This window comes from Tahibacter sp. (assembly GCF_035481375.1).
Lineage (GTDB): Bacteria > Pseudomonadota > Gammaproteobacteria > Xanthomonadales > Rhodanobacteraceae > Tahibacter.
Map to the genome: position 1 here is coordinate 1 of NZ_DATIGT010000224.1, position 23,102 is coordinate 23,102.

Consider the following 23,102-nt stretch of genomic DNA (forward strand, 5'->3'; position numbering starts at 1 on the left):
CGTCAGAACGGCGGCGCCTGCGGCGTTGTCGTCGCCGCCGTTCTGACGCGCCTGGACATTGACGACCGCGCCGCCGTTCTTGTCGACGAGCGCGGTGAAGTCCGGCAGGTCGTACGCCTGGGCCGAAGCGGCCGCGAAAAAGATCAACCCTGCGAAGGACAGGGCAAGAGACTTCACTATGCCTCGTTGCATACTATTTGCCTTTGCTGATTTTGTGGGCACTGCCCGGACGACGCCGGGTGTTCCCGGAAGACTCCGGACGCCGCTTTGAGAACGCTGAGTCCGCAAAGTTCCGTGGCGTCGAAATCGGTCGATATCCGTTCATCTGGCGCCCGACGCCGCCGATTCAAGCGCCGCACAAACGAACGGCCCCGGCGTGACACGCCGGGGCCGTCAGGGTGATGCGCCGGATTACTGCAGACGCGGCTGCGCGTTCGGTTCGGGCTGTACCATGGGTTTCATCGGAACGATCAGCAGCACGTAAGGCGCCTGCGGCGTCCGCGCGTTGAAGCCGGACTCGGCGGCCGGACGCCAGCCGTTGGACGGCTGCGAGCGCAGGTCGTAGCCCGGCGCGAACAGCGTTTCCCCGCCGACCGTCGCCGACGCGGGCTGCGCCAGCGGGATGCGGGGACCGAGCGAGCTGTCGTTGAAGGTCGAGGTACGCACGGGCGGCGCCGTGCCAACGCTGCTCGCCACCGTGCCGACCTGGGCCGGCGGCTGCATCGGCGACGAAGCCATCAGCGCGACGACCGCGACCGCAGCGGCGACGGCACCGCCCGACAGATAGCGCACCCAGCGGGAGCTGCCAGCCTGCGCCGGCGCGGTCTCGATGTCGATGCGCGCCATGACGGCGGCGGCGAATCCCGCGTCGGCGACGAGCACGTCGCGACGCTGCAGGCAGTCGCGCACGAGATGGAAGCGCGACCAGTCGGCGGCCAGCGTGCGATCGGTCTCGACCGCGCGCAGGACGAACCGTGCCGCGTCGCGCTCGATCTCGCCGTCCATCAGCGCCGACAGGTGTTCCTTGGTTTCAGTGCTCATGACGATCAAACCTCGCTGTCCGCAACGAGCGGACGCAATTGCGTGTCGATGGCTTCGCGCGCCCGGAAGATGCGGGAACGCACCGTCCCGATGGGGCATTGCATCTGCTCGGCGATCTCTTCGTAGGACAGTCCGTCCACTTCGCGCAGCGTGATCGCGGTGCGCAGTTCGTCGGGCAGCTGTTCGACCGTCGCGAATACGGTTCGTTCAATTTCCTGTCGCAGCAGCTCGCGCTCGGGCGTGGCGCTGTCCTTGAGCCGGATGCCGGCGTCGAGCTGCACGGCATCGTCGACGGCCACGTCGTCGGTCGGCGGGCGGCGCCCCTGCGACACGAGGTAGTTCTTGGCCGTGTTGATCGCAATGCGATAGACCCAGGTATAGAAGGCACTGTCGCCGCGGAATGCGCCGATCGCGCGGTAGGCGCGGATGAAGGCTTCCTGCGCGACGTCCTGGCATTCGGCCCAGTCGGACACATAGCGCGAGATCACGCTGACCACCTTGTGCTGATAGCGCCGCACGAGCAGATCGAAGGCGCGCTTGTCGCCCTTCTGCACGCGCTCGACCAGCACGTTGTCGGACACTTCGTCGCCCATCCGGGCCGTACTCCCTGCACTCGCCGACGCCGCTTCCTGCACCGGCCGCGGCGCCTCGCGCCGCGGAGCGGCATCGCGCTCGCGTCCCCAGACCAGAAAACCAGATCCCATCACTGCTTCCACGTGTTGACTCCGCTCGTGCCGCATCGTGATCCGGACGCGCGTCGCGCCAGGCCCGGATCAAGACAATGTCAGCCGTATCGAAGTTCCGCGCCCTCGTCGAAAATCGTCGAGACCGCCGGGATATGCCCGCAACGGCCGAGCCCGCTTCCGGCCGCCGCGCGGCGCGAGTGTCCCACGCCGGCGCGCCGCACCCAAGCCCGGGACTCAACGCGGCAGCAGATCCTGCGCCGCGGCCGCGCCGCCGAACAGCTTTTCGCGTTCGACGAGCATGTTCTCGAAGCTGACCGGCGCCAGCGGACGGCAGAACAGATAGCCCTGCAGTTCCTCGCAGCCGTGGTCGCGCAGGAAATTGAAATGCTCCTCGATCTCCACACCCTCGGCAACCACGCCGAGCTTGAGGCTGTGCGCCATGTTGATCGTCGCGCGCACGATGGCCTCGTCGTCGGGGTCGACGCCGATGTTGCGTACGAACACCTGGTCGATCTTGATCTTGTCGGCCGGAAAACGGCGGATGTAGTCGAGCGATGACTGGCCCGTGCCGAAGTCGTCGATCGAGATGCGGCAGCCGAGGTCGCGCAGCGCCTGCAGCGTCTCCATGAGATTCGGAATCGACTTGACGCTGATGCTCTCGGTGACTTCGAGGTCGAGCAGCGTCGGGTCTATGCCGGTCTCGTCGACGATGTTGCGGACGATCTCGACGAGATTCGGCTGCTTGATCTGCAGCGCCGACAGGTTGACGCTGACGCGCAGCGGCAGATTGAACCGCGTCTGCCAGCGCTTGGTTTCCGTGCAGGCCACGCGCAGCACCCACTCGCCGATCGACACGATGAGCCCGGTCTCCTCGGCCAGCGGAATGAAGAACCCCGGACTGATCATGCCGAGCTCGGGATGCTCCCAGCGGATCAGCGCCTCCATGCCGACGATGTCCTCGCTGCGCGAGTCGACCTGCGGCTGGTAGTAGACGCGCAGTTCGTTGTTGCGCTCGGCGACGCGCAGCTTGGTCTCCAGCGCGATGCGCTGCTGGTGCGACTCTTCGGGCACTGCGACATAGGTCTGGAAATTGTTCCGGCCCATGCCCTTGGCGCTGTACATCGCGACGTCGGCGTGCTTGAGCAGCCGCTCGGCCGTGGTCGCGTCGTCGGGATAGAAGCTGATGCCGATCGACGCGGTGATGTGGAGTTCCGAGCCGTCTTCGAGCGTCAGCGGCACCTCCATGACACGCACGATCTTCTCGGCGATGCGCATGACGTCGTCGCGCTGCACGATGTGGCGCAGGATCAGCGTGAATTCGTCGCCGGCGTAGCGCGCGACCGTGTCGGACGCGCGCACGCTCGCGCGCAGGCGGCGCGACACGGCGTCGAGCACCTGATCGCCGACGCCATGGCCGAGCGAGTCGTTGATGTTCTTGAAGCGGTCGAGATCGACGAACAGCACGGCGAACATTTCGCCCGTGCGATGCGCTTCGTTGATCGTGGTTTCAAGACGGTCGTTGAACAGCAGGCGGTTCGGCAGACCGGTCAGCGCGTCCTGCAGCGCCTTGGCCTTGCCCTGGTCGCGCGAGCGGCGCAGTTCGAGTTCGAGCGCGAGCCGTCCCGCGGCGACGCGCAGCGTGTCGACGATCGTCGTGGATTCGGGCAGTGCGGAGCGCCGTCCGAGCAGCAGTGCGCCGAGCACGGTGCGGCGCTCGTCGCGCAGCGGCAGGCCGACGAAGGCTTCGAAGCGCGTGAAGCCGAGGAAGGAATCTCGCTCGACGCGTTTCCATGCTTCGGCCAGGTGGATCACGCTGCTGCCGTCGAGCACCTGACGCAGCGTCGGCTGCTTCAGCGGATCGGGCGCGTCGCCGGGCATGCTGACGCGCTGGTACAGCGTGATCGGCTGGACCTCGTGCGGCTGGTCGGCGCGCGAGGAAACGAGCGTGACGTAGTCGAGTTCGAGCCAGTCGACGAGCAGACGCACGATCTGCTTCACGCCTTCGTCGCCGGCACCGACTTCGATCGCCTCGGCGAGCAGGCCCAGCGACTGCTGCAGCCGGCCGAGTTCGCCGAGGTCGCGCAGAATCGTGAAGTGGACGAGCTTGCCGGCGCGCACCGCGAGCCGCGACACGACCTCGACCGGATAGCTGCCGCCGTCGGCGCGCGGTTTCTGGCAGCGATAGCGCACGCTGCCTTCGCGCGTGAGGCGCGCATTCAGTTCGACGCGCTGCTCGCGCGTGTGGCTCTTGCTGATGATGTCGAGCGAATGGCCGACGACCTGCGGCGCCGGGAAACCCGAACGCTGCAGGAATACCGGATTGACCTCGATGATCTTGCCGGTCTTCGGATCGGAGATCACGAGTTCGTCGAGGCTGCCTTCGAACGCGAACTGATAACGGTCTCCGCCGGCCGGGCGTCCCGGCGCGTCGGGTGTCGCGGTACCGCCGCGCGCGAGCACCAACGCCTGGCGCACGCGCGCGAGCGCCTCGGCGCCGTCCACCGGCGAGCGCAGCCAGTCGATGACGCCCGGCGGCATGCGCGCCCAGTCCCAGTGCCGCTCGGCCGTATCGGCCGGCAGCAGTCCGATCACCGGCACGCGCGCCAGGCGCTCGTCGCCCTTCATCTGCGTGCAGAACGCAACGGCCTCGCGCGCCGCACCGACGAACTCGATGAGCACGACGTCGATGTCGGGATCCTGATTCAGGAACGCGAGCGCCTGATGGAGATCCTTCGCGGTGTAGATCGCGTCGAAGTTCTGTCCGTCCAGCGTGTCGAACAGCACGCGCCGGTCGTCGCGGTTCGTCGCGACGATGAGTACCGAGCCCTGGCCTCTTTCCTCTCGCGCCATCAGATCACCCAGCGTCCGTCGCGCAGGCGCGGACGCTGCGGCATCACGCGCTCGAAGCTCAAGTGTTCGGTCACGTCCTCGAGGCTGTCGGGCATAGTCAGCGTACCGCCGATGAAGACGACCTTGCGTTCGTTGCCGCCCTTGGCGCGGCCGATCTGGCGCAGCAGGCCGATGTTCGGCGGGCGCAGATGGCCTTCGGCGCCGACGAACAGATAAATCCCGAAATGCATGCTTTGCAGGATGTAGCGCAGCGCGTCGGCCATGCGCTTGGAGCCCGGCACGCGCACTTCGCCTTCGCGCAGCGAACTGATGCCGAGATCGTCCTGCCATTGATAGATGGACTGCCCGCTGCGCAGCGCGAACTGACGAAACTGCGCGAGCACGTCGGCGACGTCGCCGGTCTCGACCACGACCAGATTCTGCTTCGACGCGATGACGCGGTCGAACAGTCGGGAACTCAGTTGGCTCTCGGTGGTTTCGACGTTCACGCGCTGAAGACTGCCCCTTGCCTGTCTTGCTGCGACCCTGCGATTGCGGCCGACATTATCCCTACCTTCGCGGATTGACCAGAGGCGCAGCCAGCACGGATCATAGCCCGCCCCTACCAGCAATCAGCCGCGCCATGTTCGAAGGACTCCGCTTCTCCCACTGGAAGACCGAACGCGGCAGCGACGGCATCGTCGTGCTGAGCTTTGACCGAGCCGGTGCCAGCGTCAATACATTCTCGCGCGCCGTCCTCGACGAACTCGGCGAGATCATCGAGCGTCTGTCGATCGAGCCGCCGAAGGGCGTGATCGTCCGCTCGGCCAAGAGTGCGGGCTTCATCGCCGGCGCCGACATCCGCGAGTTCGAGCAGTACGAGAAGACCGGCTCGGTCCTCGAATCGATCCAGAACGGCCAGCGCGTGTTCGAGCGTTTCTCGCGCCTGCCCTGCCGCACCGTGGCGGCGATCCACGGTCATTGCATGGGCGGCGGCACCGAGCTGGCGCTGGCCTGCCGCTACCGCGTCGCGAGCCGCGACCCGTCGACGCGGATCGGCCTGCCCGAGGTCAAGCTCGGGATCTTCCCGGGCTGGGGCGGCAGCGCGCGACTGCCGTACCTGATCGGCGCGCCGGCGGCGCTCGAATTCATGCTGAGCGGCCGCAACGCCTCGGCCGAGAACGCGCGCGCCATGGGCCTCGTCGACGCGCTCGCGTCGCCGGAGCTGCTCGTGGAGAAAGCGCGCGAGGTCATCCTGCACCCGCCGACGCGCCCGCTGAAGCAGCGCGCGCTGGCGTGGGCCACGAACCTGTGGCCGACGCGCCAGGCGCTCGCGCCGATGGTGCGCAAGCAGACCGCGGCCAAGGCCAGTCCCTCGCACTACCCCGCACCGTTCGCGCTGATCGAAACCTGGCGCCGCGGCGGCCCGCTCGGCAGACGCCTCGACACCGAGGCTCGCGCGGTCGCGAAGCTTGCGCAGACCTCCACGGCGCGCAACCTGATCCGCGTGTTCTTCCTGCAGGAACAGCTCAAGGGACTCGGCGGCGGCGTGGCCCACGGCATCGACCACGTACATGTCGTCGGCGCCGGCGTCATGGGCGGCGACATCGCCGCCTGGTGCGCGCTGCGCGGCTTCCAGGTCACGCTGCAGGATCGCGAGATGAAGTTCATCCAGCCTGCGCTCGACCGCGCGCGCGAGCTGTACGCCAAGCGGCTGAAGACGCCGGAGCGCATCACCCCGGCACTGGAGCGCCTGCAGGCCGACGTCGGCGGAGCCGGCGCGGCCAAGGCCGACCTCGTCATCGAGGCGATCTACGAAAATCTCGAGGCCAAGCAGGCGCTGTACGCCCAGGTCGAATCGACGTTCCACGAAGGCGAGCTGCTCGCGACGAACACCTCGAGCATCCCGCTCGACCAGCTCAGCGCGAACCTGCAGCGTCCGCAACTTTTCCTCGGACTGCACTTTTTCAATCCGGTCGCGATGATGCCGCTGGTCGAGGTCGTGACCCACGAGCGCCTCGAACCCGACGCAGTCAAGCGCGCGCTCGCGTTCTGCAAGGCCATCGACAAGCTGCCCGTGCCGGTCAAGAGTTCGCCGGGCTTTCTCGTCAACCGCATCCTGATGCCGTACCTGCTCGAGGCGATGACGCTCTACAGCGAAGGCGTGCCGGGGCCGGTGCTCGACAAGGCGGCGAAGAAGTTCGGCATGCCGATGGGGCCGATCGAACTCGCCGACACGGTCGGCCTCGACGTCTGCGCGTCGGTCGGAAAGATCCTCGCCGAATTCCTCGGCCTGGATCTGCCCAAGGGCATGGAAGCGCTGCTCGAATCGGGCAAGCGCGGCAAGAAGGACGGCCAGGGCTTCTACGTCTGGCAGGACGGCAAGCCGGTCAAGCCGCAGGTCGATCCGAACTACGAGGCGCCGGCCGACATCACCGATCGCATGATCCTGCCGATGCTCAACGAATCCGTCGCGTGCCTGGCCGAAGGCGTCGTCGAGAACGCCGACCTGCTCGATGCCGGCGTGATCTTCGGCACCGGCTTCGCGCCGTTCCGCGGCGGCCCGATCGCGCACATCCGCAGCGAAGGCGCGGCCAAGGTCAAGGCGCAGCTCGAAGCGCTCGCGAGCCGCTACGGCAAGCGGTTTGCGCCGAAGGACGGATGGGATCGCGTCGAGTGAGAAGAAAAACCAGAGGGTAGCAGGCAGGAACTAGAGAAGGCGGGGCCTCGCTTTCCAGTTCCTGCCTACTATCCTCTATTTGTTTCTCTTTCGTACACGCGCAAATGCGCCGCCGCAGCACGCAGCAGCGGCATATCGACATCATGCGCGGCACCGCGGCCGATCAGGTCGCCGATGATGTGTTCGCATTCGGTGGCCGCACCGCGCAGCAGGTCGCGCAGCATCGATGCTTTCAGCGGCGAATCCGGCGTCGTCAGTATCGCCGTCGCTTCGGTCTTCGCGTCCTCGGCGACTGCATGGCCGGCGGCTGCCGCGACGGCGCAGGCTTCGGCATAGCAGCGCCGCAGCAGCCCGGCGCCGTCGGGCGTCGAGACGATCTCGCCGACCGATCCGCGCATCAGGCAGGTCATCGCGGCGAGCGTCGCGAGGAAAGCGAATTTTTCCCACATCGCGTCGACGATGCGCTCGCTGCGGCGCACGTCGGCGGTTGCCGCCAGCAGCTCGGTCGACAGCGCGTCGAGACGTTCGTCGGATCCGCGCGCGCCGAAGGTCAACCGGTGCAGCTGTCCCATATGCTGCACGCTGCCGTCGGACTGCAGCGCGACGGAGATGTGACACAGTCCGCCGAGCACGCGATGCGCGCCGAAGGCGAGGTCGAGCAGATCGAGATGACGCAGTCCGTTGAGCAGCGGCAGCACGCGGCTGTCGCGACCGACCGCCGGCGCGATCGCCGCGAGCGCGGTGTCGAGGTCGTAGGCCTTGCACGACAGCACGATCAGATCGAACGTCGCCGCCGGCGGTATCGCGGTCAGCAGATCGACGGGCCCCGCGAAATCGCCGTGCGGACTGCGCACGCGCAGCCCCTCGCGACGCAGCAGTTCCGCGCGTGCCGGACGCACCAGAAACGAAACGGCGCAGCCCGACTGGATCAGGCGTGCGCCGAAATAGGCGCCGGTCGCGCCGGCGCCGAGGACGAGTACCCGCATCACATCGTGTGGGTCGGACGATCCGACCCGAGGATGCCGGCGAGTATCGATTCGATCTTGGTCCGCGCGGCTTCGCCGTCGGCGGATTCGTTGAACTGCACGCCGATGCCGGCCGTGCGATTGCCCTGCGCGCCCGGCGGCGTGATCCAGACGACCTTGCCGGCGACCGGCAGGCGATCCTTTTCTTCCATGAGCGTCAGCAGGATGAAGACTTCGTCGCCGAGCGAATAGCGCTTGGCCGTCGGAACGAACAGGCCGCCGTTCTTCACGAACGGCATGTAGGCGTTGTAGAGCGCGCCCCTGTCCTTGATCGCCAGCGACAGAATGCCTTGCCGCGGCATTCCGCCCATTGCCGGGGTTGCCATGTCACGCCCTCCTCGCCGCCGGCGCCAACGCGCGCCAGGCCAGCAACAGTTCCAAGAGAAGCAGTTCGCTGCGTACCGGTGTGCGCAATTGCTCGCGCACGCGGCCCGCCTCGCGGAACCACTGCGCTAGCTTGTTGAAATCGCTGATGGCGGTCAAGGCGAGCGGCCCGCGCGCGCCGCGCGCCTGCGCGGCCGCCTCGGCCTGTGCGAGCTGCGCGGCGAACCAGGTGCGGCGCTCGCCGTCGCCCTTGGCCCAGCGGTTGGCCACTTCGGCCGGCACGGCCTTGCGCGTCCAGAGCTGGCCGAGGTCGGTCGCGACCTCGGTGCGCAGCGCGAGCCCGCCGCCGCGCGCGAGTTCGAGCGCGAGGCCCGGATTGCCCGCGGCCGCATCGAGCGCCTGCGCCGCGCCGTCCACGCCCTGGGCCTTGAGCCAGGCCATCGCGTCGGCCGCATTCGGCAGCACGAAGTCCAGGCGCTGGCAGCGCGAGCGGATCGTCGCCGGCAGCCGCGAGGTCTGGTCGCTGACGAGCAGCATGACCGTGCCCGCCCCGGGTTCCTCGAGCGTCTTGAGCAGCGCGTTGGCGGCCGACGTGTTCATGAGGTCGGCCGGATCGATCAGGGCGACCTGATGGCCGCCGAATTGCGCCGTCATCGACAGGCGCTGCGACAGCCGGCGGATCTGGTCGACCGTGACTTCGGTGCGTAGCGTCTTGCCGTCCTCGCGCAGTTCGAGATTGACCTCGACGCGGTCCGGATGGCTGCCGGCGGCCACGAGCAGGCAGCCGCGGCAGCGGCCGCAGGCGCCGTCGCCGCCGTTTTCGCAGAGCAGCAGCGCCGCGAGCCCCGCAGCGAACGCGCGCTTGCCGAGTCCTGCCGGCCCGCTCAGCAGCAGCGCATGCGGCATCGCGCCGCGGCGCCGGCGTTCGAGGACATTGTTCCAGAGTGGACGATTCCAGTCGGCACCGCTCATGGTGCGCTCCGCGCCGAGAGGAACCGGGCGAGGGTCCGCTCGACCTGGACGAGCACGTCGCCGATCGGGCGGCTCGCGTCGATCGGGCGGAATCGCTCCGGGTCGGCGGCGGCGCGCGCCCGATAGGCGGCGCGCACGCGTTCGAAGAAATCGAGCTGCTCGCGTTCGATGCGGTCGGCTTCGCCGCCGCGCGAACCCGCGCGCGCCATGCCCTGCGCGACCGGCAGGTCGAGCAGCAGTGTGAGATCGGGCCGCAGTCCGTCGGCGGCCCAGGCTTCGAGGTCGGCGATCCGCGCTTCGGGCTGGCCGCGGCCGCCGCCCTGGTAGGCGAAGCTCGCATCGGTGAACCGGTCGCTGACGACCCAGCGTCCGGCGGCGAGCGCCGGCCGCACGACGTCGCGCACGAGCTGCGCGCGCGCGGCGAACATCAGCAGCAGCTCGGATTCGGCACAGAGACCCCGGTAGGCGGGATCCAGCAGCACGCCGCGGATCGCTTCGCCGGCCGGCGTACCGCCGGGTTCGCGCGTGAACTGCGCGTCGATGCCGGCTGCCGCCAGATAGTCGCGGATGTGCGCGAGCACGGTGCTCTTGCCCGCGCCCTCGCCGCCTTCGAGCGTGACGAATGCGGCCGCGGTCATGGCGTGCGCCGCAACTGGTAGCGCGCGACCGCGCGATTGTGCGCGTCGAGATTCGCGCTGAATTCGTGCGAGCCGTCGCCGCGGGCGACGAAGTACAGCGCATCGCCGGGAGCCGGCTGCACGGCGGCGCGCAGCGCGGCCGCACCCGGCAGCGCGATCGGCGTCGGCGGCAGCCCCACCCGCGTATAGGTGTTGTAGGGCGTGTCGGTGTCGAGATCGCGGCGGCGCAGGTTGCCGTCGAAGCTGCTGCCGAGGCCGTAGATCACGGTCGGATCGGTCTGCAGCTTCATGCCCAGGCGCAGGCGCCGCACGAACACGCCGGCGATCGCCGGCCGCTCGTCGGCCTTGCCGGTTTCGCGCTCGACGATCGAGGCCAGGATCAGGGCCTGGTACGCCGATTCCAACGGCAGGTCGGGCGCGCGCGCCGTCCACGCCTGATCGAGCGCACGCGTCATGGCCTCGTGCGCCTGGCGCAACAGGTCGACGTCGCTGTCGCCGCGCGTCCACAGATAGGTTTCGGGCAGGAAGCGGCCTTCGGGATGGTCGGCCCCGGCGCCGAGCTTGCGCATGATCTCGGCGTCCGACAGCGTGGCCAGGCTTTGCCGGACACCGGTCTCGGCGGCGAGCGCGCTGCGCAGTTGGCGAAATGTCCACCCTTCCACGATGGTGAAGCGATGCCGGATAACGTCGCCGGCCGCCATGCGCCGCAGCAGTTCGCGCGGCGTCGTGCCCGGCGGCACGGCGTATTCGCCGGCGCGCAGGCGCGACGCGACGCCCATGCGCTGCGCCAGCGCGCGCCAGTACAGATCGTGCGCGTCGCTGAAGCCCGCGTCGCGGATCTGCCGCCGGATCGCCGCAAACGATGCGCCGGACGGCACATCGAGCACGGCCGCCTCGCCGACGCGCAGGGGTGTGTCGACGAACGCGGTCCAGTCGCGCCAGACCCACCAGCCGCCCGCGGCGAGCGCGATCAGCAGCAGCGCGAAAAAGGCGCGCAGTCCGCCGCCGCGTTTCGGCTTGCGGCTCGCGGCTTTCGCCTTCTTGGGCTTGCCCTTAGCCATGCGCGGGCTCCATCAGGCCGCGCTCGCGCCAGTGCGCCTGCAGCGCGCGCGCGACCGGTCCCGGCGCAAACGCGCGGTCGTCGATGCGATTGACCGGCAGGATGCCGCGCAGGCTGGAGGTCAGGAATACTTCGTCGGCTCGCATGACTTCGTCCCAGGTTAGCCGCACCACGCCGACATCGCGGCCTTCCAGCAGGTCGGCGCGCGTGACGCCGGCAACGCCGCACTCGTCGAGCGCCGGGGTCAGCAGGCGTCCGTCGCGGACGACGAACAGATTCGCCGCAGTCGCGCCGATCGCGTTGCCGTGCGCATCGCCGAGCAGTCCTTCCGCGACGGCCGGATCGTTCCATTCCGCGCGCGCCAGCACGTGTTCGAGCCGGTTGAGGTGCTTGATGCCGGCCAGACGCGGCTGCGTCGCGAGACGCAAACCGCAGCAGCGTACCCGGATTCCGTGCACGTACCAATCCGGCGGAACCGTCGGCGCCGGCGTCGCCGTCACGACCCAGACCGGTTCGGGCGCGGCCGGCGGCGCGTAGCCGCGTTCGCCGACGCCGCGCGTCAGCGTGATGCGCACGGCTGCACGCGCGATGCCGCGGCAGGCCTCGCGCGCGGTCGCAAATACCGCATCGACGTCGGGCAGCGGCAGCGCCAGCCGCGCCGCGTCGCTCTCGAGGCGCGCGCGGTGGCGCAGCCACAGCGGCGCGGCGCCGTCGACGAACAGCACGGTCTCGAACAGGCCGTCGCCGTAGAGCAGTCCGCGGTCGCGCGCGTCGATCGCATCGCCGGCGCGGCCGTTGACGAAGCTGCGCGGCGTCATGCGTCAAGTCCGAGCGCGCGCAGCAGGCCGCGCGCCTTGTGCCGCGTCTCGTCGAGTTCGCGCGCGGCGACCGAGTCGACGACGATGCCTGCGCCGGCGCGCCAGCGCAGCTGGTCGCCGCTCTGCGTCATCGTCCGGATGAGAATGTTGAGATCGAGGTCGCCGTCGCGATTGAGATAGCCGAAGGCGCCCGTGTACGCGCCGCGGCCGCAGCCTTCGAGCTCGGCGATGATCTGCATGCAGCGCACTTTCGGGCAGCCCGTGATCGTGCCGCCCGGAAACACGGCGCGGATCACCTCGCCCGGCGTGACGTCGCGGCGCAGCGTCGCGCTGACGTTCGAGACGATGTGGTGAACATGGGCATAGGTTTCGACGCTCATGAGCTCGTCGACGACGACCGTGCCCGGTTGCGCGATGCGGCCGAGATCGTTGCGCTCGAGATCGATCAGCATGACGTGCTCGGCGCGTTCCTTCGGATGACCGACGAGTTCGCGGATGCGCGCCGCATCGTCGTCTCCGGCGAAGCGCGGACGCGTGCCGGCGATCGGCCGCGTCTGCACGCGCTCGCCCTGCACCTGCACGAGGCGCTCCGGCGACGAGGAGATCACGGCCCAGTCCTCGTGCTGGAACAGCCCGGCGAACGGCGACGGATTCGCCGCGCGCAGTAGTGCGTAGAGCGCGGCCGCTGCGGTCGGCTCGGCCAGCCGCGCACGCCATTCGCGCGACAGATTGACCTGGAAGATATCGCCGGCACGCAGGTACTCGTGGATGCGCGCGACGCCGTCGAGGAAGCGCTCGGGCGCGTCCTCGTCGACCGCCGCCAGTGCGATCGGCGGCGGCGGCGTTGCCGAGGCGGCGGCGAGATCGGCTTCGACGAGATCGAGCTGCGCCGCGTGCTCGGCTTCGGCGACGAGCACGGTGCGATCGTTCGCATGATCGACGAGTATGCCGACCGGGCAGCGCAGCGCGATCGCGCGCGGCAGCGTCGCGTCGGGTGCCGGCGGCAGGCGCAGCACCGGCTCGACCTGGGCGGCGAGTTCATAGGCGAGAAACAGCGCCCAGCCGCCGCGGAACGGCAGCGCCGAACTGTCCATGTCCCGCAACGTGCGGCGCGCCTGCCAATGCCTGTCGAGCGCGCCGAGGAAATCGCTGCCGAGATCGTTGCCGGCTGCGTCGACGACACCGCCGTCCGCGCGCAAGGTCAGGCTGTCTTGCGGAAATGCCGGCAGCACGTCCCAGCGCGCGTTGACGCCGGTCGCGGCGCTCTGCAGCAGGCACGGATAACGCGCGGGCCGTGCCGCCGCGAGCGCGAGCAGGTCATGGCGGCGCGGCAGCTCTCGCGTGACGAGTTCCTGTCGCAGCGATGCGGGAACGAAAACAGACACGGGTCAGAATTGTCCTGCAGGCCGGTGCGTCGGACGCGATGCGCGGCACGCGCGCCGGCGGCGAGCGTAGCGCGTGCCGGCGCGCAGCGTTCGTGAAACGCGGCGCGCGGTCCGCGCAGCGGCGCGCCGGCATGTCGAGGCGTTCACGCGACGGTTCCGGGTGAACCCGCGTCAGCGGCGCGCTGCGGTCAGATGCGGCGGAAGACCAGCGTGCCGTTCGTGCCGCCGAAGCCGAACGAATTCGACAGCACGACGTCGAGCTTGGCCTGCCGCGCGGTATGCGGCACGTAGTCGAGATCGCAGCCTTCGCCCGGCGCATCGAGATTGATCGTCGGCGGCACGACGCCTTCGCGCAGCGCGAGCACCGAGAAGATCGCCTCGACGCCGCCCGCGGCGCCGAGCAGATGACCGGTCATCGACTTCGTCGAGGACACCATCACCTTGCCCGCATGCGCGCCGAGCACGCTCTTCATGCCCTGGGTCTCGGCCAGATCGCCGGCCGGCGTCGAGGTGCCGTGGGCGTTGATGTAGTCGACGTCGGCGGCGTTCATGCCGGCGTCCTTCAGCGCGTTGGCCATGCAGCGCGCCGCGCCCTCGCCGTTCTCGCTCGGCGACGTCATGTGATAGGCGTCGCCGCTCATGCCGAAGCCGGCGAGCTCGGCGTAGATGCGCGCGCCGCGAGCCTTCGCGTGTTCGTATTCCTCGAGCACGAGCACGCCGGCGCCGTCGGACAGCACGAAGCCGTCGCGGTCCTTGTCCCAGGGACGGCTCGCCTTGGCCGGTTCGTCGTTGCGCGTGGACAGCGCGCGCGCCGAGCAGAAGCCGCCGATGGCCGTGCCGGTCGTCGAGTATTCGGCACCGCCGGCGATCATCACGTCGGCGTCGCCGTAGGCGATCATGCGCGCCGCGACGCCGATGTTGTGCGCCGCCGTCGTGCAGGCGGTGACGACCGAGATGTTCGGTCCCTTCACGCCGGTCATGATCGAGACGTTGCCGGAGATCATGTTGATGATCGTCGACGGCACGAAGAACGGGGAAATCTTGCGCGGGCCGCTTTCGGCCAGCGTCTGGCTCGTGCGCTCGATCGTCGTGATGCCGCCAATGCCGGCACCGACACTGACGCCGATGCGCTCGGCGTTGGCCTCGGTCACTTCCAGGCCGGAATCCTTGAGCGCGTCGAGCGAAGCGGCGATGCCGTAGTGGATGAACGGATCCATCTTCTTGACGTCTTTCGGCGGGATCCACTGCGCCGGATCGAAGTCGCGCACCTCACCGGCAATGCGCGTGGAATAGCCGCTCGCGTCGAAATGCGTGATGGGGCCGATTCCACTGACGCCGCCGACGATGTTCTTCCAGGCGGTAACGAGATCGTTGCCGACCGGGCTCAGAATGCCCATGCCGGTGATGACGACGCGACGCTTGCTCATGCGAATGCTTCCAGACTGAAGTAGCGGCACCGACGGCTGCTTGCGGCCGTGGCGGAGGTGCGCTCGAGCCGGCGTGACCGCGGCTCGGGATCGGCTGCGCCGGAGCGCCGGCAGCGACGCTCCCAAAACGCGAACTGCGCCATGCGGCGCAGCTCGGATGCAGCTTGGGGATCAGGCTCAGGCCTTGACGTGGGCCTTGATGTAGTCGACCGCCTGCTGCACGGTCGTGATCTTCTCGGCTTCCTCGTCGGGGATCTCGCACTCGAACTCTTCTTCGAGCGCCATAACCAGTTCCACCGTATCGAGCGAGTCGGCGCCGAGATCGTCCACGAAGGAAGCGTTCTGGGTGACTTCGTCTTCCTTCACGCCGAGTTGTTCGACGACGATCTTCTTGACGCGTTCTTCGATGCTGCTCATTGTGCAAATTCCTCCCGAAGGGAATAGTTCAAAACTGACAATACACTTCCTGCATGCCGCGGCGCACTGACTTGCGCCGTATCCCGGCGGGCCGGTCCGCCCCTGCGGGACCAAATCCTTGGCAACACAAAGCCCGGCGATTGTAGAGGAATCGGATCGGACCAACCAGATACGGTCGTTTGACTCGACCGGTTCCGGCAAACCGCTGATTTGTCAGGGCATGTACATGCCGCCGTTCACGTGCAGCGTTTCGCCGGTGATCCAGGCCGCCGCGGGTGATGCGAGAAACGCCACGGCATGCGCGATGTCGTCGGGCTGGCCCAGTCGCCCCAGGGCGATCTGCGTGAGCATCGCGTCTTTCTGTTCCTGCGGCAGCGACGCGGTCATGTCGGTCTCGATGAAGCCCGGCGCGACGACATTGACCGTGATGCCGCGCGAGCCGATCTCGCGCGCGAGCGATTTCGAGAACGCGATGATGCCGGCCTTGGCCGCCGCGTAGTTGGCCTGTCCCGGATTGCCGGTCAGGCCGATCACCGAGGCGATGCTGATGATGCGGCCCTTGCGCGCCTTCATCATGCCGCGCATCACGGCCTTCGACGTGCGGTAGACCGAGCTCAGGTTGGTGTCGAGGATGACCTGCCAGTCCTCGTCCTTCATGCGCATGAGCAACTGGTCGCGCGTGATGCCGGCGTTGTTGACGAGGATCGAGACGCCGCCGAACTCCTTGCCGATCGCGTCGACCAGCGCCTCGACGGCGGCGCCGTCGGTGACGTCCAGCACGCGGCCGTGGCCGCCGAACGGGGCGAGCGCGTGACCGATCGCCGCCGCGCCCGCTTCGCTCGTCGCGGTGCCGATGACGGTCGCGCCGGCCTGCGCGAGATGTCGTGCGATGGCGGCGCCGATGCCGCGGCTGGCGCCGGTGACGAGCGCGATTTCGCCCTGCAGATTTCCACTCATGGCTTTTGTTCCGTCAGCAATGGACTTCGGATGGACCGCTCAGGCGGCCGTCTCGGCCAGCGCGGCGTCGAACTCGGCAGCGCTGCCGATCGCGCGCGCCTCGAGCGACTTGTCGATGCGCTTGATCAGACCCGCAAGCACCTTGCCCGGACCGCATTCCAGCGCACGCGCCGCGCCGCCGGCGACCAGCGCCTGCACGCATTCGGTCCAGCGCACCGGCTGATAGAGCTGGCGCTGCAGCGCGCCGCGGATCGCGTCGAGGTCGTCGAACGCGCGGGCATCGGCGTTCTGCACGACCGGGATCGACGGCAGCGACCACGCGATCGACTGCATGCGCTCGGCGAGCCGGTCGGCCGCGTCGCGCATCAGCGCGCAGTGCGACGGCACACTGACCGCGAGCTTGACCGACTTCTTGACGCCGAGCTCGGCAAGCCGCGCGATCGCACGGTCGACCGCAGCGGCATGGCCGGCGATGACGACCTGACCCGGCGAGTTGTAGTTGGCCGGCGACACCACGTCGTCGCCGGCGACGTCGGCGCAGGCCTGCGCGATCTGCGCATCGTCGCCGCCGATGATCGCGGCCATCGCGCCGACGCCGGCCGGCACCGCGGCCTGCATCAGCCGGCCGCGTTCGGCTACGAGCGCTGCGGCGTCGACGAGCGACAGCGCGCCGGCCGCGACGAGCGCGGAATATTCGCCGAGGCTGTGGCCCGCGAGCCGCGCCGGCGGTGCGCCGCCGCGTTCGCGCCAGAGGCGCCAGACGGCAACCGACGCGGCAAGCAGTGCGGGCTGCGTGTTTTCGGTGCGATTGAGCGCGTCTTCCGGGCCTTCCTGCGACAGCGCCCAGAGATCGACGCCGGCGCCGGCCGAGGCTTCCTCGAAGGTCTGCCGGACCAGCGGATTGGCCGCGGCGAGCTCGGCGAGCATGCCGACCGACTGCGAGCCCTGGCCGGGAAATACGAACGCGAGAGATGAGGTCATGAGGGAACGACTGTCCGCGAGAAATCGAAAAACGCGGCGGCGCCGGGCGGCCGCCGCGCCGTGCTCAGTAGCGCACGAGCGCCGAGCCCCAGGTGAAGCCGCCGCCGAACGCTTCCATCAGCAGCAGCTGGCCGCGCTGCACGCGGCCCGAGCGCACCGCGTAGTCGAGCGCGAGCGGCACCGAGCCCGAGGACGTGTTGCCGTGCCGGTCGACGGTCACGATCACGCGATCCATCGGCATTTCGAGGCGCTTGGCCGTGGCCTGGATGATGCGCAGGTTGGCCTGGTGCGGAATCAGCCAGTCGATCTCGGACTTCTGCAGGCCGTTGGCGGCCAGCGTTTCCTCGACGACTGCATCGAGCGTCTTGACCGCGACCTTGAAGACTTCGTTGCCGGTCATGAGCACGCGCACGCCGGCGTTGTGCTCTTCCGGCTTGAAGCCTGCCGACACGCCGACCGGATTCCAGAGGAGCTCCTTGTAGGCGCCGTCGGCATGCAGATGCGTGGAGATGACGCCGGGCGAATCATCGGCCGTCAGCACCACCGCGCCGGCACCGTCGCCGAACAGCACGCAGGTCGAACGGTCCGTCCAGTCGAGCATGCGCGTCAGCGTTTCCGCGCCGACGACGAGCGCCTTCTTCACGGTGCCCGAGCGGATGAACTTGTCGGCGACGCTCAGCGCGTAGATGAAGCCCGAGCACGCGGCATTGACGTCGAACGCGGCGCAGCCGTTCGCACCGAGGCGATGCTGCAGCAGACAGGCGGTCGACGGAAAGATGAGGTCGGGCGTGGTCGTGCCGACGACGATGAGTTCGATCTCGCGGATGTCGACGCCGGCGGCATCGAGGGCCGCGCGCGCGGCGCGCTCGGCGAGGTCGGACGTGGTCTGGCCTTCCGCAGCGACATGGCGCTGACGGATGCCGGTGCGGCTGTGGATCCATTCGTCGGTCGTGTCGACGAGTTTCTCCAGCTCCGCGTTGGTCAGGATCTTGTCCGGCAGATAGCTGCCGGTGCCTGCGATACGGGAATGAATCAGAGCGGCTTCCCCCTGCATCTGCGCCCTGCGACCCGTCAGCGGAACGCGCCGATCGGGCTCGCACGGCCTGCAAAACGAATTCCGGCGCCTGCGCGCCGGAATGTCGTAGCGAACGTCGGTGGGCCGGCTGGCGGCCGCGCGACGATCAGTCTTCGGTATGGACCGGGGTCTTGCTCGGAATCACCTGGCGGCCGCGGTAGTAGCCGTCCTTGGTGATGTGGTGACGGATGTGGACTTCGCCCGTCGTCGGGTCGGTGGCCAGCTGCTTGGCCGTCAGCGCGTCGTGCGAACGACGCATGCCGCGGGTCGACGGGGTCTTGCGGGATTTCTGAACTGCCATGGGAACTCTCCAGGAAACGCTGTGTTCGCTTGCCGTAAGCGGTGACGAACCAATCAGTTACGCGGCATTTGCCGCACCTGCGCCAATTGCGTGGCGCCACCGCCGCTGCTTCTATTCTTTCTTCAGACTGCTCAGCGCGGCGAACGGGTTCGGCCGCTGCGGTTCTTCAGCCTGCTCCGGATCGGTCGACCAGTGGTAGTCCGACTCCTCCAGGCCCGGTTTGACCGGAATCAAGGGCAAGGCCAGCAGCAACTCGTCCTCGATCACTTCCGCGGGCCTGATCTCGGCCGATTCGAGCAGCAAGGGCTCGTAACCGGGCGGCAGGCCTGCTTCATCTTCTTCCCGCGTGATCAAACCCAGCCGGGTGTCGACGTTCACGGGCATTGCAAACGGCTCCAGCGTGCGCTGGCAGATAACGGTCAATTCTGCCTGGGCCCGCAGCGCGAGATAGGCTACGCCCAGCTCGTCGCGATCGAACTCGATATCGTACGCGATCGTTCCGTCCGGCGCCGCCAGCGCGTCGGCAAGACGCGGCAGATGGGCTACGGGCAGATGGCCGTTGAACGAACGCCGCGCCGAAACCATGCGCCAAGCGTCCACAATCTCGGGGAAAGGCGCAGACATGGGCGCGCGATGGTAGTTATGGCCGCCCCGGAAGTCAAACGAAACCTGCGCCCGCTCCGTCACTTAGGCGCGGCTGCGTCGATTTACGCCCGGCCGGGCTTGCGGCAGACTCGGCGCCGATGAATTACCTGATCGTGTCCATCGTCCTGGTACTGCTGGGGCTGTCGTATTTTCTCGTTCGGGAGCACCGATGGCGCCGGCGCGAACGCCGCCGCGAGCAGTCCATTCGGACCCTGCTCGACGAGGCCGACGCGCTCGAAGCCAGCCTGCTGACCTGCCGCGAACGCATGCAGACCCTGCGCGGCATGCTGGTCGACCTGCCCGAGGAAATGACCGGCGACGCCGACGAGGCGCTGGCCGCCGACGACAAGGTCCAGGCGGCGCTGCGCGACCTGCTGCAGCACCGGCTCTGGATCAAGCAGCACGCCGACGACGCCGGCCAGGCGGAACTCGATGCGGCAGTCGAGGCGCTGAGCCAGTCGCGCCGTTCGATGGAGCAACAGCTGCTGCGCCTCGACGAAATGACCGCCGCGCTGCGCGAGGCCCGCGCGCGATGAGCGGTGCGGCGACGCTCGACGCGATCGATCTCGTACTCGGCTCGACCTCGCGCTACCGCGCCGAGCTGCTGCGCCGCCTGACGCTCCGCTTCCGTCAGGCCGCGCCCGACGTCGATGAGACGCGGCTGGCCGATGAAGCGCCGGCCGCGCTGGCCGCGCGTCTCGCCCGGGCCAAAGCGCACGCCGTCGCGCAGCGCCATCCCGGCGCGGTCGTCATCGGCTCGGACCAGGTCGCCGAACTCGACGGCGATGCGCTCGGCAAACCCGGCACGAACGAGAGCGCCTGCGCGCAGCTCGCGCGCTGCAGCGGTCGCGCCGTGCGTTTTCATACGGCGCTGTGCCTGGCCGACACGCGCGGCGCCGTCGTGCAGTTCCATGCCGAGACCGACCTGACCACGGTGCAGTTCCGACCGCTCTCGCCCGAGGAGATCGCGCGCTACGTGGAGCGCGAACAGCCGCTCGACGCAGCCGGCAGCTTCAAGTCCGAAGGACTCGGCATCGCCCTGTTCGAACGCATCGCCAGCGACGACCCGAGTGCGCTGATCGGCCTGCCGATGATCGCACTGTGCCGGCTGCTGCGGCGCGCGGGAATCGCACCGTTGTAAATTCAATCGCGGCCGCCGCATGCGCATCGGCTGCCGAAACGGGATGTCGTACGACTCCCTCAGCGCGATGTCGCGCACCCCGGCGTCTCGCCGGCCCGCGGCACGCGGCCGCGGTACCACGCGAACACCTTGCGTCCGCCGAACAGCGACAGCTCGTCGAGCGGCTGCAGATCGGCGATGCGCGCGCACAGCGACGATTGCCACGCCTCGCGCTCGCGGGCGCTGCCGGTCGTGCGCTCGACGACGAGCAGCACGGAGTTGCCGGCTTCGCGTTCGCGCAGGCCGCGTTCGTCGAGTCGCCACAGCGCCAGCTGCGGCGCGCGGCCATGTTTGACGTTGCGCGGATGATCGAGCGAATAGACCGGCTGCGATGCGTTCAACTGAAAATCGAGTTCGGCGCCGAGCAGAAAATTGTCGGCGACGAGCACCGGCCCGCCTTCGCGCGCCAGCCAGCCCCGCGTGCGCGCGGCGGCTTCGTTCCAGCCGACGAAGTTGTACGGGAACATCTTGTACGTCGCGAGCGGCTGCGCGAACGACGGGCTCGCCGCCGCGGCGAGATAGGCCAGCGCGGCGGCACAACCGAATCCGGCGAGCGCAAAGGCACTCGCGAGCAGGCGCCGCGAAACGCGCGCATTCGCAGTCAGCCGCGCGAGCGCGACGAGCGCGGCCAGATAGGCCGGCAGCGGCCAGTGCAGCCGGAAGCGCAGGTCGTCGCCGAACAGGCCGAACAGGAAATAGCCGACGACGACGCTGCCGCCGGCCCAGGCGAGCACGGCCGCGGTCATGTCGCCCGCGCGCCCGCGCGCGCTGATCCATAGCGCCCACAACAACAAAAGATAAAGGAGCGGCGTCACGACGAGCGCCTGCTCGACCGGCTGCGCGAGACCGTCGGCATGGAAGCGCCAGGGATGGCGGTCGACGAGCTGAAAGCTCAGCGCCGACCAGTCGTGCGCGCGATTGAACAGCAGCAGCGGCAGGAGGCCGAGCGAGCCCGCCGCCAGGGCGACCCAGAAACTGCGGCGGCGCCACCAGACGCTCTCGCGATGGAACAGCAGCAGGCCGAGCCCGGCCGGCAGCAGCATCGCCGCGCGATAGTGCGACAGCCACGCGAGCGCGAGTCCGCCGCCGAGCAGCCAGGCACCGCGCGCGTCGTCGCGCACGAGCCGCAGCAGTCCGGCAAGCATCAGCAGTGCCGCGAACGTCAGCGGCACATCGGGCATGGCCATGACGCCGAGCGTGCCGCCGAGCGGCAGCAGCACCCAGCCCAGACCCGCCCAGGCCGCTGCGCTCGTGGTGCTCTCGCGCTGCGCGATGCGAAACAGCACGAGCGGCATGGCCGCGCCGAGCAGCAGGAACAGGCTGCGCATGCCGAGCGGCGAATGACCGAACACGCTCTCGCCGGCGCGGATCATGAGCGCCGTCATCGGCGGCACATCGGTGTACGACCAGTCGAGCGCGCGGCTCTCCTGCCAATAGAACGCCTCGTCGCCGAACGGCGCGAGCGTCGTTGCGACGGCGACCTTGATCGCCTGCACGGCGAACCCAATGAGTGCGAACACGGTCAGTGCGTGTCGCGTCGAACGCGCCGGGCTGGCTACACTCACTTCACGGTGCACTACGCATCCTTCGTCGGCCCACTCATGACTGCGACCTCGCCCGATACCCCGCTCGTCCTGCCGGCCGACCTGCGCACGCGGCTCGACCGCTCCGTCGCACAGGTCAACGGCGTGCTGCTCGGCAAAGCCGCCCAGGTGAATCTCGCGTTCGTCAGCCTCATCGCCGGCGGACACCTGCTGATCGAGGATCTGCCCGGTGTCGGCAAGACCACGCTGGCGCACGCGCTGGCCGCGACGCTGGATCTGAGTTTCCAGCGCGTGCAGTTCACGAGCGACCTGCTGCCGTCGGACATTATCGGCGTCGGCATCTTCGAGCGCGACAATAACCGATTCGAATTCCACGCCGGCCCGCTGTTCGCGCAGCTCGTGCTCGCCGACGAAATCAACCGCGCGACGCCGAAGACGCAGAGCGCCCTGCTCGAAGCGATGGCCGAACAGCAGGTCACGGTCGACGGCCGCACGCACCCGCTGCCCGCGCCGTTCTACGTCGTCGCGACGCAGAACCCGCTCGACCTCGCCGGCACCTATCCGCTGCCCGATTCGCAGCTCGACCGCTTCATGCTGCGCATCAGCCTCGACTATCCGAGCCGCGAGGCCGAGCGCGAGCTCCTGACGTCGGCCAACCGGCAGGAACTCATCGCGACGCTCAAGCCGAGCATGAGCGCCGACGACATCCACGCGCTGCGCCAGCTCGTCGGCAGCGTCGTGGCGAGTCCGGCGCTCATCGACTATCTGCAGGCGTTGATCGGCGCGACGCGCGGCCATGCCGACATCCGCATCGGCCTGTCGCCGCGCGCGGGACTTGCACTGCTGGCTGCGGCACGCGCGCAGGCACTGCTGAGCGGCCGCGGCTATGTGCTGCCGGAAGACGTGCAGGCCGTCTTCGTGCCAGTCACCGCGCATCGCCTCACTCTGACCGGCAGCGGCAACCGCGACCGCGTCGCCGTCACGCGCGAACTGCTCGCCGGCGTGGCGGTGCGCTGATTTGAGCCGCGCTGCCGCCACCGGCGCGCTCTGGCTGAACCTGCTCGCGCGGGCCGAGAAGCGCTTGCCCGCGCTGACCCGGCTGCGCGCGCGGGAGAAC

23 protein-coding genes are annotated in these 23,102 nt (G+C 68.9%); 4 read left to right on the forward strand and 19 right to left on the reverse strand.

Going from position 1 to position 23,102, the window contains the following annotated elements; translation table 11 throughout:
- Nucleotides 1–411 precede the first annotated feature (411 nt).
- The 4 genes from VLF18_RS14625 to VLF18_RS14640 form a co-directional block, all read right to left on the reverse strand.
- A complete protein-coding gene (locus VLF18_RS14625) occupies nucleotides 412–1,041 on the reverse strand; it encodes a sigma-E factor negative regulatory protein (RefSeq protein ID WP_325280371.1) in 630 nt (209 codons plus the stop codon).
- A 5-nt stretch (nucleotides 1,042–1,046) separates the two neighbouring features.
- Nucleotides 1,047–1,634, reverse strand: coding sequence for an RNA polymerase sigma factor RpoE (rpoE, locus tag VLF18_RS14630; protein ID WP_325280389.1), 588 nt, complete (start codon nucleotides 1,632–1,634; stop codon nucleotides 1,047–1,049).
- Between the two features lie 327 nt (nucleotides 1,635–1,961).
- Complete coding sequence (locus tag VLF18_RS14635; RefSeq protein ID WP_325280372.1) at nucleotides 1,962–4,577, reverse strand: EAL domain-containing protein; 2,616 nt, start codon at nucleotides 4,575–4,577, stop codon at nucleotides 1,962–1,964.
- Nucleotides 4,577–5,065: a hypothetical protein gene (locus VLF18_RS14640; RefSeq protein WP_325280373.1), complete on the reverse strand. Its 489-nt coding sequence runs from the start codon at nucleotides 5,063–5,065 to the stop codon at nucleotides 4,577–4,579. Before VLF18_RS14640 ends, VLF18_RS14635 begins: the two co-directional genes overlap by 1 nt.
- 134 nt (nucleotides 5,066–5,199) lie before the next feature.
- Here VLF18_RS14640 and VLF18_RS14645 point away from each other — a divergent pair, with 134 nt between their 5' ends.
- Nucleotides 5,200–7,236, forward strand: a complete 2,037-nt coding sequence (locus VLF18_RS14645) for a 3-hydroxyacyl-CoA dehydrogenase NAD-binding domain-containing protein (RefSeq protein ID WP_325280374.1) — start codon at nucleotides 5,200–5,202, stop codon at nucleotides 7,234–7,236.
- A 68-nt stretch (nucleotides 7,237–7,304) separates the two neighbouring features.
- On the opposite strand, the gene panE is transcribed toward VLF18_RS14645, so the two are convergent.
- From panE to VLF18_RS14715, 14 genes are all read right to left on the reverse strand, one after another.
- Complete coding sequence (gene panE, locus VLF18_RS14650; RefSeq protein WP_325280375.1) at nucleotides 7,305–8,222, reverse strand: 2-dehydropantoate 2-reductase; 918 nt, start codon at nucleotides 8,220–8,222, stop codon at nucleotides 7,305–7,307.
- Nucleotides 8,222–8,572: a PilZ domain-containing protein gene (locus tag VLF18_RS14655; RefSeq protein ID WP_325280390.1), complete on the reverse strand. Its 351-nt coding sequence runs from the start codon at nucleotides 8,570–8,572 to the stop codon at nucleotides 8,222–8,224. Before VLF18_RS14655 ends, panE begins: the two co-directional genes overlap by 1 nt.
- Before the next feature lie 16 nt (nucleotides 8,573–8,588).
- On the reverse strand, nucleotides 8,589–9,557 hold the full coding sequence (holB, locus tag VLF18_RS14660) for a DNA polymerase III subunit delta' (RefSeq protein ID WP_325280376.1): 969 nt from the start codon (nucleotides 9,555–9,557) through the stop codon (nucleotides 8,589–8,591).
- Nucleotides 9,554–10,195, reverse strand: coding sequence for a dTMP kinase (tmk, locus tag VLF18_RS14665; protein ID WP_325280377.1), 642 nt, complete (start codon nucleotides 10,193–10,195; stop codon nucleotides 9,554–9,556). Before tmk ends, holB begins: the two co-directional genes overlap by 4 nt.
- Nucleotides 10,192–11,256, reverse strand: coding sequence for an endolytic transglycosylase MltG (mltG, locus tag VLF18_RS14670; RefSeq protein WP_325280378.1), 1,065 nt, complete (start codon nucleotides 11,254–11,256; stop codon nucleotides 10,192–10,194). The genes tmk and mltG overlap by 4 nt, the downstream gene beginning before the upstream one ends.
- Nucleotides 11,249–12,073, reverse strand: a complete 825-nt coding sequence (gene pabC / locus VLF18_RS14675) for an aminodeoxychorismate lyase (RefSeq protein WP_325280379.1) — start codon at nucleotides 12,071–12,073, stop codon at nucleotides 11,249–11,251. Before pabC ends, mltG begins: the two co-directional genes overlap by 8 nt.
- Nucleotides 12,070–13,458: an aminodeoxychorismate synthase component I gene (locus VLF18_RS14680; RefSeq protein WP_414717230.1), complete on the reverse strand. Its 1,389-nt coding sequence runs from the start codon at nucleotides 13,456–13,458 to the stop codon at nucleotides 12,070–12,072. Before VLF18_RS14680 ends, pabC begins: the two co-directional genes overlap by 4 nt.
- 188 nt (nucleotides 13,459–13,646) lie before the next feature.
- Nucleotides 13,647–14,885 (reverse strand): beta-ketoacyl-ACP synthase II, encoded by a 1,239-nt coding sequence (fabF, locus tag VLF18_RS14685; protein ID WP_325280380.1) that lies wholly within the window; start codon nucleotides 14,883–14,885, stop codon nucleotides 13,647–13,649.
- 177 nt (nucleotides 14,886–15,062) lie between these two features.
- The gene (gene acpP, locus VLF18_RS14690) at nucleotides 15,063–15,302 is read right to left on the reverse strand and encodes an acyl carrier protein (protein ID WP_133820841.1); all 240 of its coding nucleotides are present in this window, start codon (nucleotides 15,300–15,302) and stop codon (nucleotides 15,063–15,065) included.
- A gap of 213 nt (nucleotides 15,303–15,515) precedes the next feature.
- Nucleotides 15,516–16,259, reverse strand: a complete 744-nt coding sequence (gene fabG, locus VLF18_RS14695; protein ID WP_325280381.1) for a 3-oxoacyl-ACP reductase FabG — start codon at nucleotides 16,257–16,259, stop codon at nucleotides 15,516–15,518.
- 39 nt (nucleotides 16,260–16,298) lie between these two features.
- Complete coding sequence (fabD, locus tag VLF18_RS14700) at nucleotides 16,299–17,240, reverse strand: ACP S-malonyltransferase (protein WP_325280382.1); 942 nt, start codon at nucleotides 17,238–17,240, stop codon at nucleotides 16,299–16,301.
- Between the two features lie 64 nt (nucleotides 17,241–17,304).
- Nucleotides 17,305–18,294: a beta-ketoacyl-ACP synthase III gene (locus VLF18_RS14705; protein ID WP_325280383.1), complete on the reverse strand. Its 990-nt coding sequence runs from the start codon at nucleotides 18,292–18,294 to the stop codon at nucleotides 17,305–17,307.
- 127 nt (nucleotides 18,295–18,421) lie between these two features.
- Nucleotides 18,422–18,616 carry a 50S ribosomal protein L32 gene (gene rpmF, locus VLF18_RS14710; RefSeq protein ID WP_325280384.1) on the reverse strand — a complete coding sequence of 65 codons (195 nt, stop codon included), beginning with the start codon at nucleotides 18,614–18,616 and terminating at the stop codon, nucleotides 18,422–18,424.
- Between the two features lie 111 nt (nucleotides 18,617–18,727).
- The gene (locus VLF18_RS14715) at nucleotides 18,728–19,240 is read right to left on the reverse strand and encodes a YceD family protein (RefSeq protein ID WP_325280385.1); all 513 of its coding nucleotides are present in this window, start codon (nucleotides 19,238–19,240) and stop codon (nucleotides 18,728–18,730) included.
- Between the two features lie 119 nt (nucleotides 19,241–19,359).
- Here VLF18_RS14715 and VLF18_RS14720 point away from each other — a divergent pair, with 119 nt between their 5' ends.
- Nucleotides 19,360–19,797: a hypothetical protein gene (locus VLF18_RS14720; protein ID WP_325280386.1), complete on the forward strand. Its 438-nt coding sequence runs from the start codon at nucleotides 19,360–19,362 to the stop codon at nucleotides 19,795–19,797.
- Nucleotides 19,798–19,820: 23 nt separating this feature from the next.
- Nucleotides 19,821–20,402, forward strand: coding sequence for a Maf family protein (locus VLF18_RS14725; RefSeq protein WP_325280392.1), 582 nt, complete (start codon nucleotides 19,821–19,823; stop codon nucleotides 20,400–20,402).
- A gap of 59 nt (nucleotides 20,403–20,461) precedes the next feature.
- Here the strand turns inward: VLF18_RS14725 and VLF18_RS14730 are convergent, their stop codons facing one another.
- On the reverse strand, nucleotides 20,462–21,961 hold the full coding sequence (locus VLF18_RS14730; protein WP_325280387.1) for an ArnT family glycosyltransferase: 1,500 nt from the start codon (nucleotides 21,959–21,961) through the stop codon (nucleotides 20,462–20,464).
- Between the two features lie 81 nt (nucleotides 21,962–22,042).
- Between VLF18_RS14730 and VLF18_RS14735 the strand changes: the two genes are divergently transcribed.
- Nucleotides 22,043–23,002 carry an AAA family ATPase gene (locus VLF18_RS14735; RefSeq protein ID WP_325280388.1) on the forward strand — a complete coding sequence of 320 codons (960 nt, stop codon included), beginning with the start codon at nucleotides 22,043–22,045 and terminating at the stop codon, nucleotides 23,000–23,002.
- The last annotated feature ends 100 nt before the right edge of the window (nucleotides 23,003–23,102 follow it).

Coding starts and splice junctions, on each gene's coding strand:
- VLF18_RS14625 (WP_325280371.1), bottom strand. CDS start 1,041: ATGAGCACTGAAACCAAGGAACACCTGTCGGCGCTGATGGACGGCGAG.
- rpoE (WP_325280389.1), bottom strand. CDS start 1,634: ATGGGCGACGAAGTGTCCGACAACGTGCTGGTCGAGCGCGTGCAGAAG.
- VLF18_RS14635 (WP_325280372.1), bottom strand. CDS start 4,577: ATGGCGCGAGAGGAAAGAGGCCAGGGCTCGGTACTCATCGTCGCGACG.
- VLF18_RS14645 (WP_325280374.1), top strand. CDS start 5,200: ATGTTCGAAGGACTCCGCTTCTCCCACTGGAAGACCGAACGCGGCAGC.
- panE (WP_325280375.1), bottom strand. CDS start 8,222: ATGCGGGTACTCGTCCTCGGCGCCGGCGCGACCGGCGCCTATTTCGGC.
- VLF18_RS14655 (WP_325280390.1), bottom strand. CDS start 8,572: ATGGGCGGAATGCCGCGGCAAGGCATTCTGTCGCTGGCGATCAAGGAC.
- holB (WP_325280376.1), bottom strand. CDS start 9,557: ATGAGCGGTGCCGACTGGAATCGTCCACTCTGGAACAATGTCCTCGAA.
- tmk (WP_325280377.1), bottom strand. CDS start 10,195: ATGACCGCGGCCGCATTCGTCACGCTCGAAGGCGGCGAGGGCGCGGGC.
- mltG (WP_325280378.1), bottom strand. CDS start 11,256: ATGGCTAAGGGCAAGCCCAAGAAGGCGAAAGCCGCGAGCCGCAAGCCG.
- pabC (WP_325280379.1), bottom strand. CDS start 12,073: ATGACGCCGCGCAGCTTCGTCAACGGCCGCGCCGGCGATGCGATCGAC.
- fabF (WP_325280380.1), bottom strand. CDS start 14,885: ATGAGCAAGCGTCGCGTCGTCATCACCGGCATGGGCATTCTGAGCCCG.
- acpP (WP_133820841.1), bottom strand. CDS start 15,302: ATGAGCAGCATCGAAGAACGCGTCAAGAAGATCGTCGTCGAACAACTC.
- fabG (WP_325280381.1), bottom strand. CDS start 16,259: ATGAGTGGAAATCTGCAGGGCGAAATCGCGCTCGTCACCGGCGCCAGC.
- fabD (WP_325280382.1), bottom strand. CDS start 17,240: ATGACCTCATCTCTCGCGTTCGTATTTCCCGGCCAGGGCTCGCAGTCG.
- VLF18_RS14705 (WP_325280383.1), bottom strand. CDS start 18,294: ATGCAGGGGGAAGCCGCTCTGATTCATTCCCGTATCGCAGGCACCGGC.
- rpmF (WP_325280384.1), bottom strand. CDS start 18,616: ATGGCAGTTCAGAAATCCCGCAAGACCCCGTCGACCCGCGGCATGCGT.
- VLF18_RS14715 (WP_325280385.1), bottom strand. CDS start 19,240: ATGTCTGCGCCTTTCCCCGAGATTGTGGACGCTTGGCGCATGGTTTCG.
- VLF18_RS14720 (WP_325280386.1), top strand. CDS start 19,360: ATGAATTACCTGATCGTGTCCATCGTCCTGGTACTGCTGGGGCTGTCG.
- VLF18_RS14735 (WP_325280388.1), top strand. CDS start 22,043: ATGACTGCGACCTCGCCCGATACCCCGCTCGTCCTGCCGGCCGACCTG.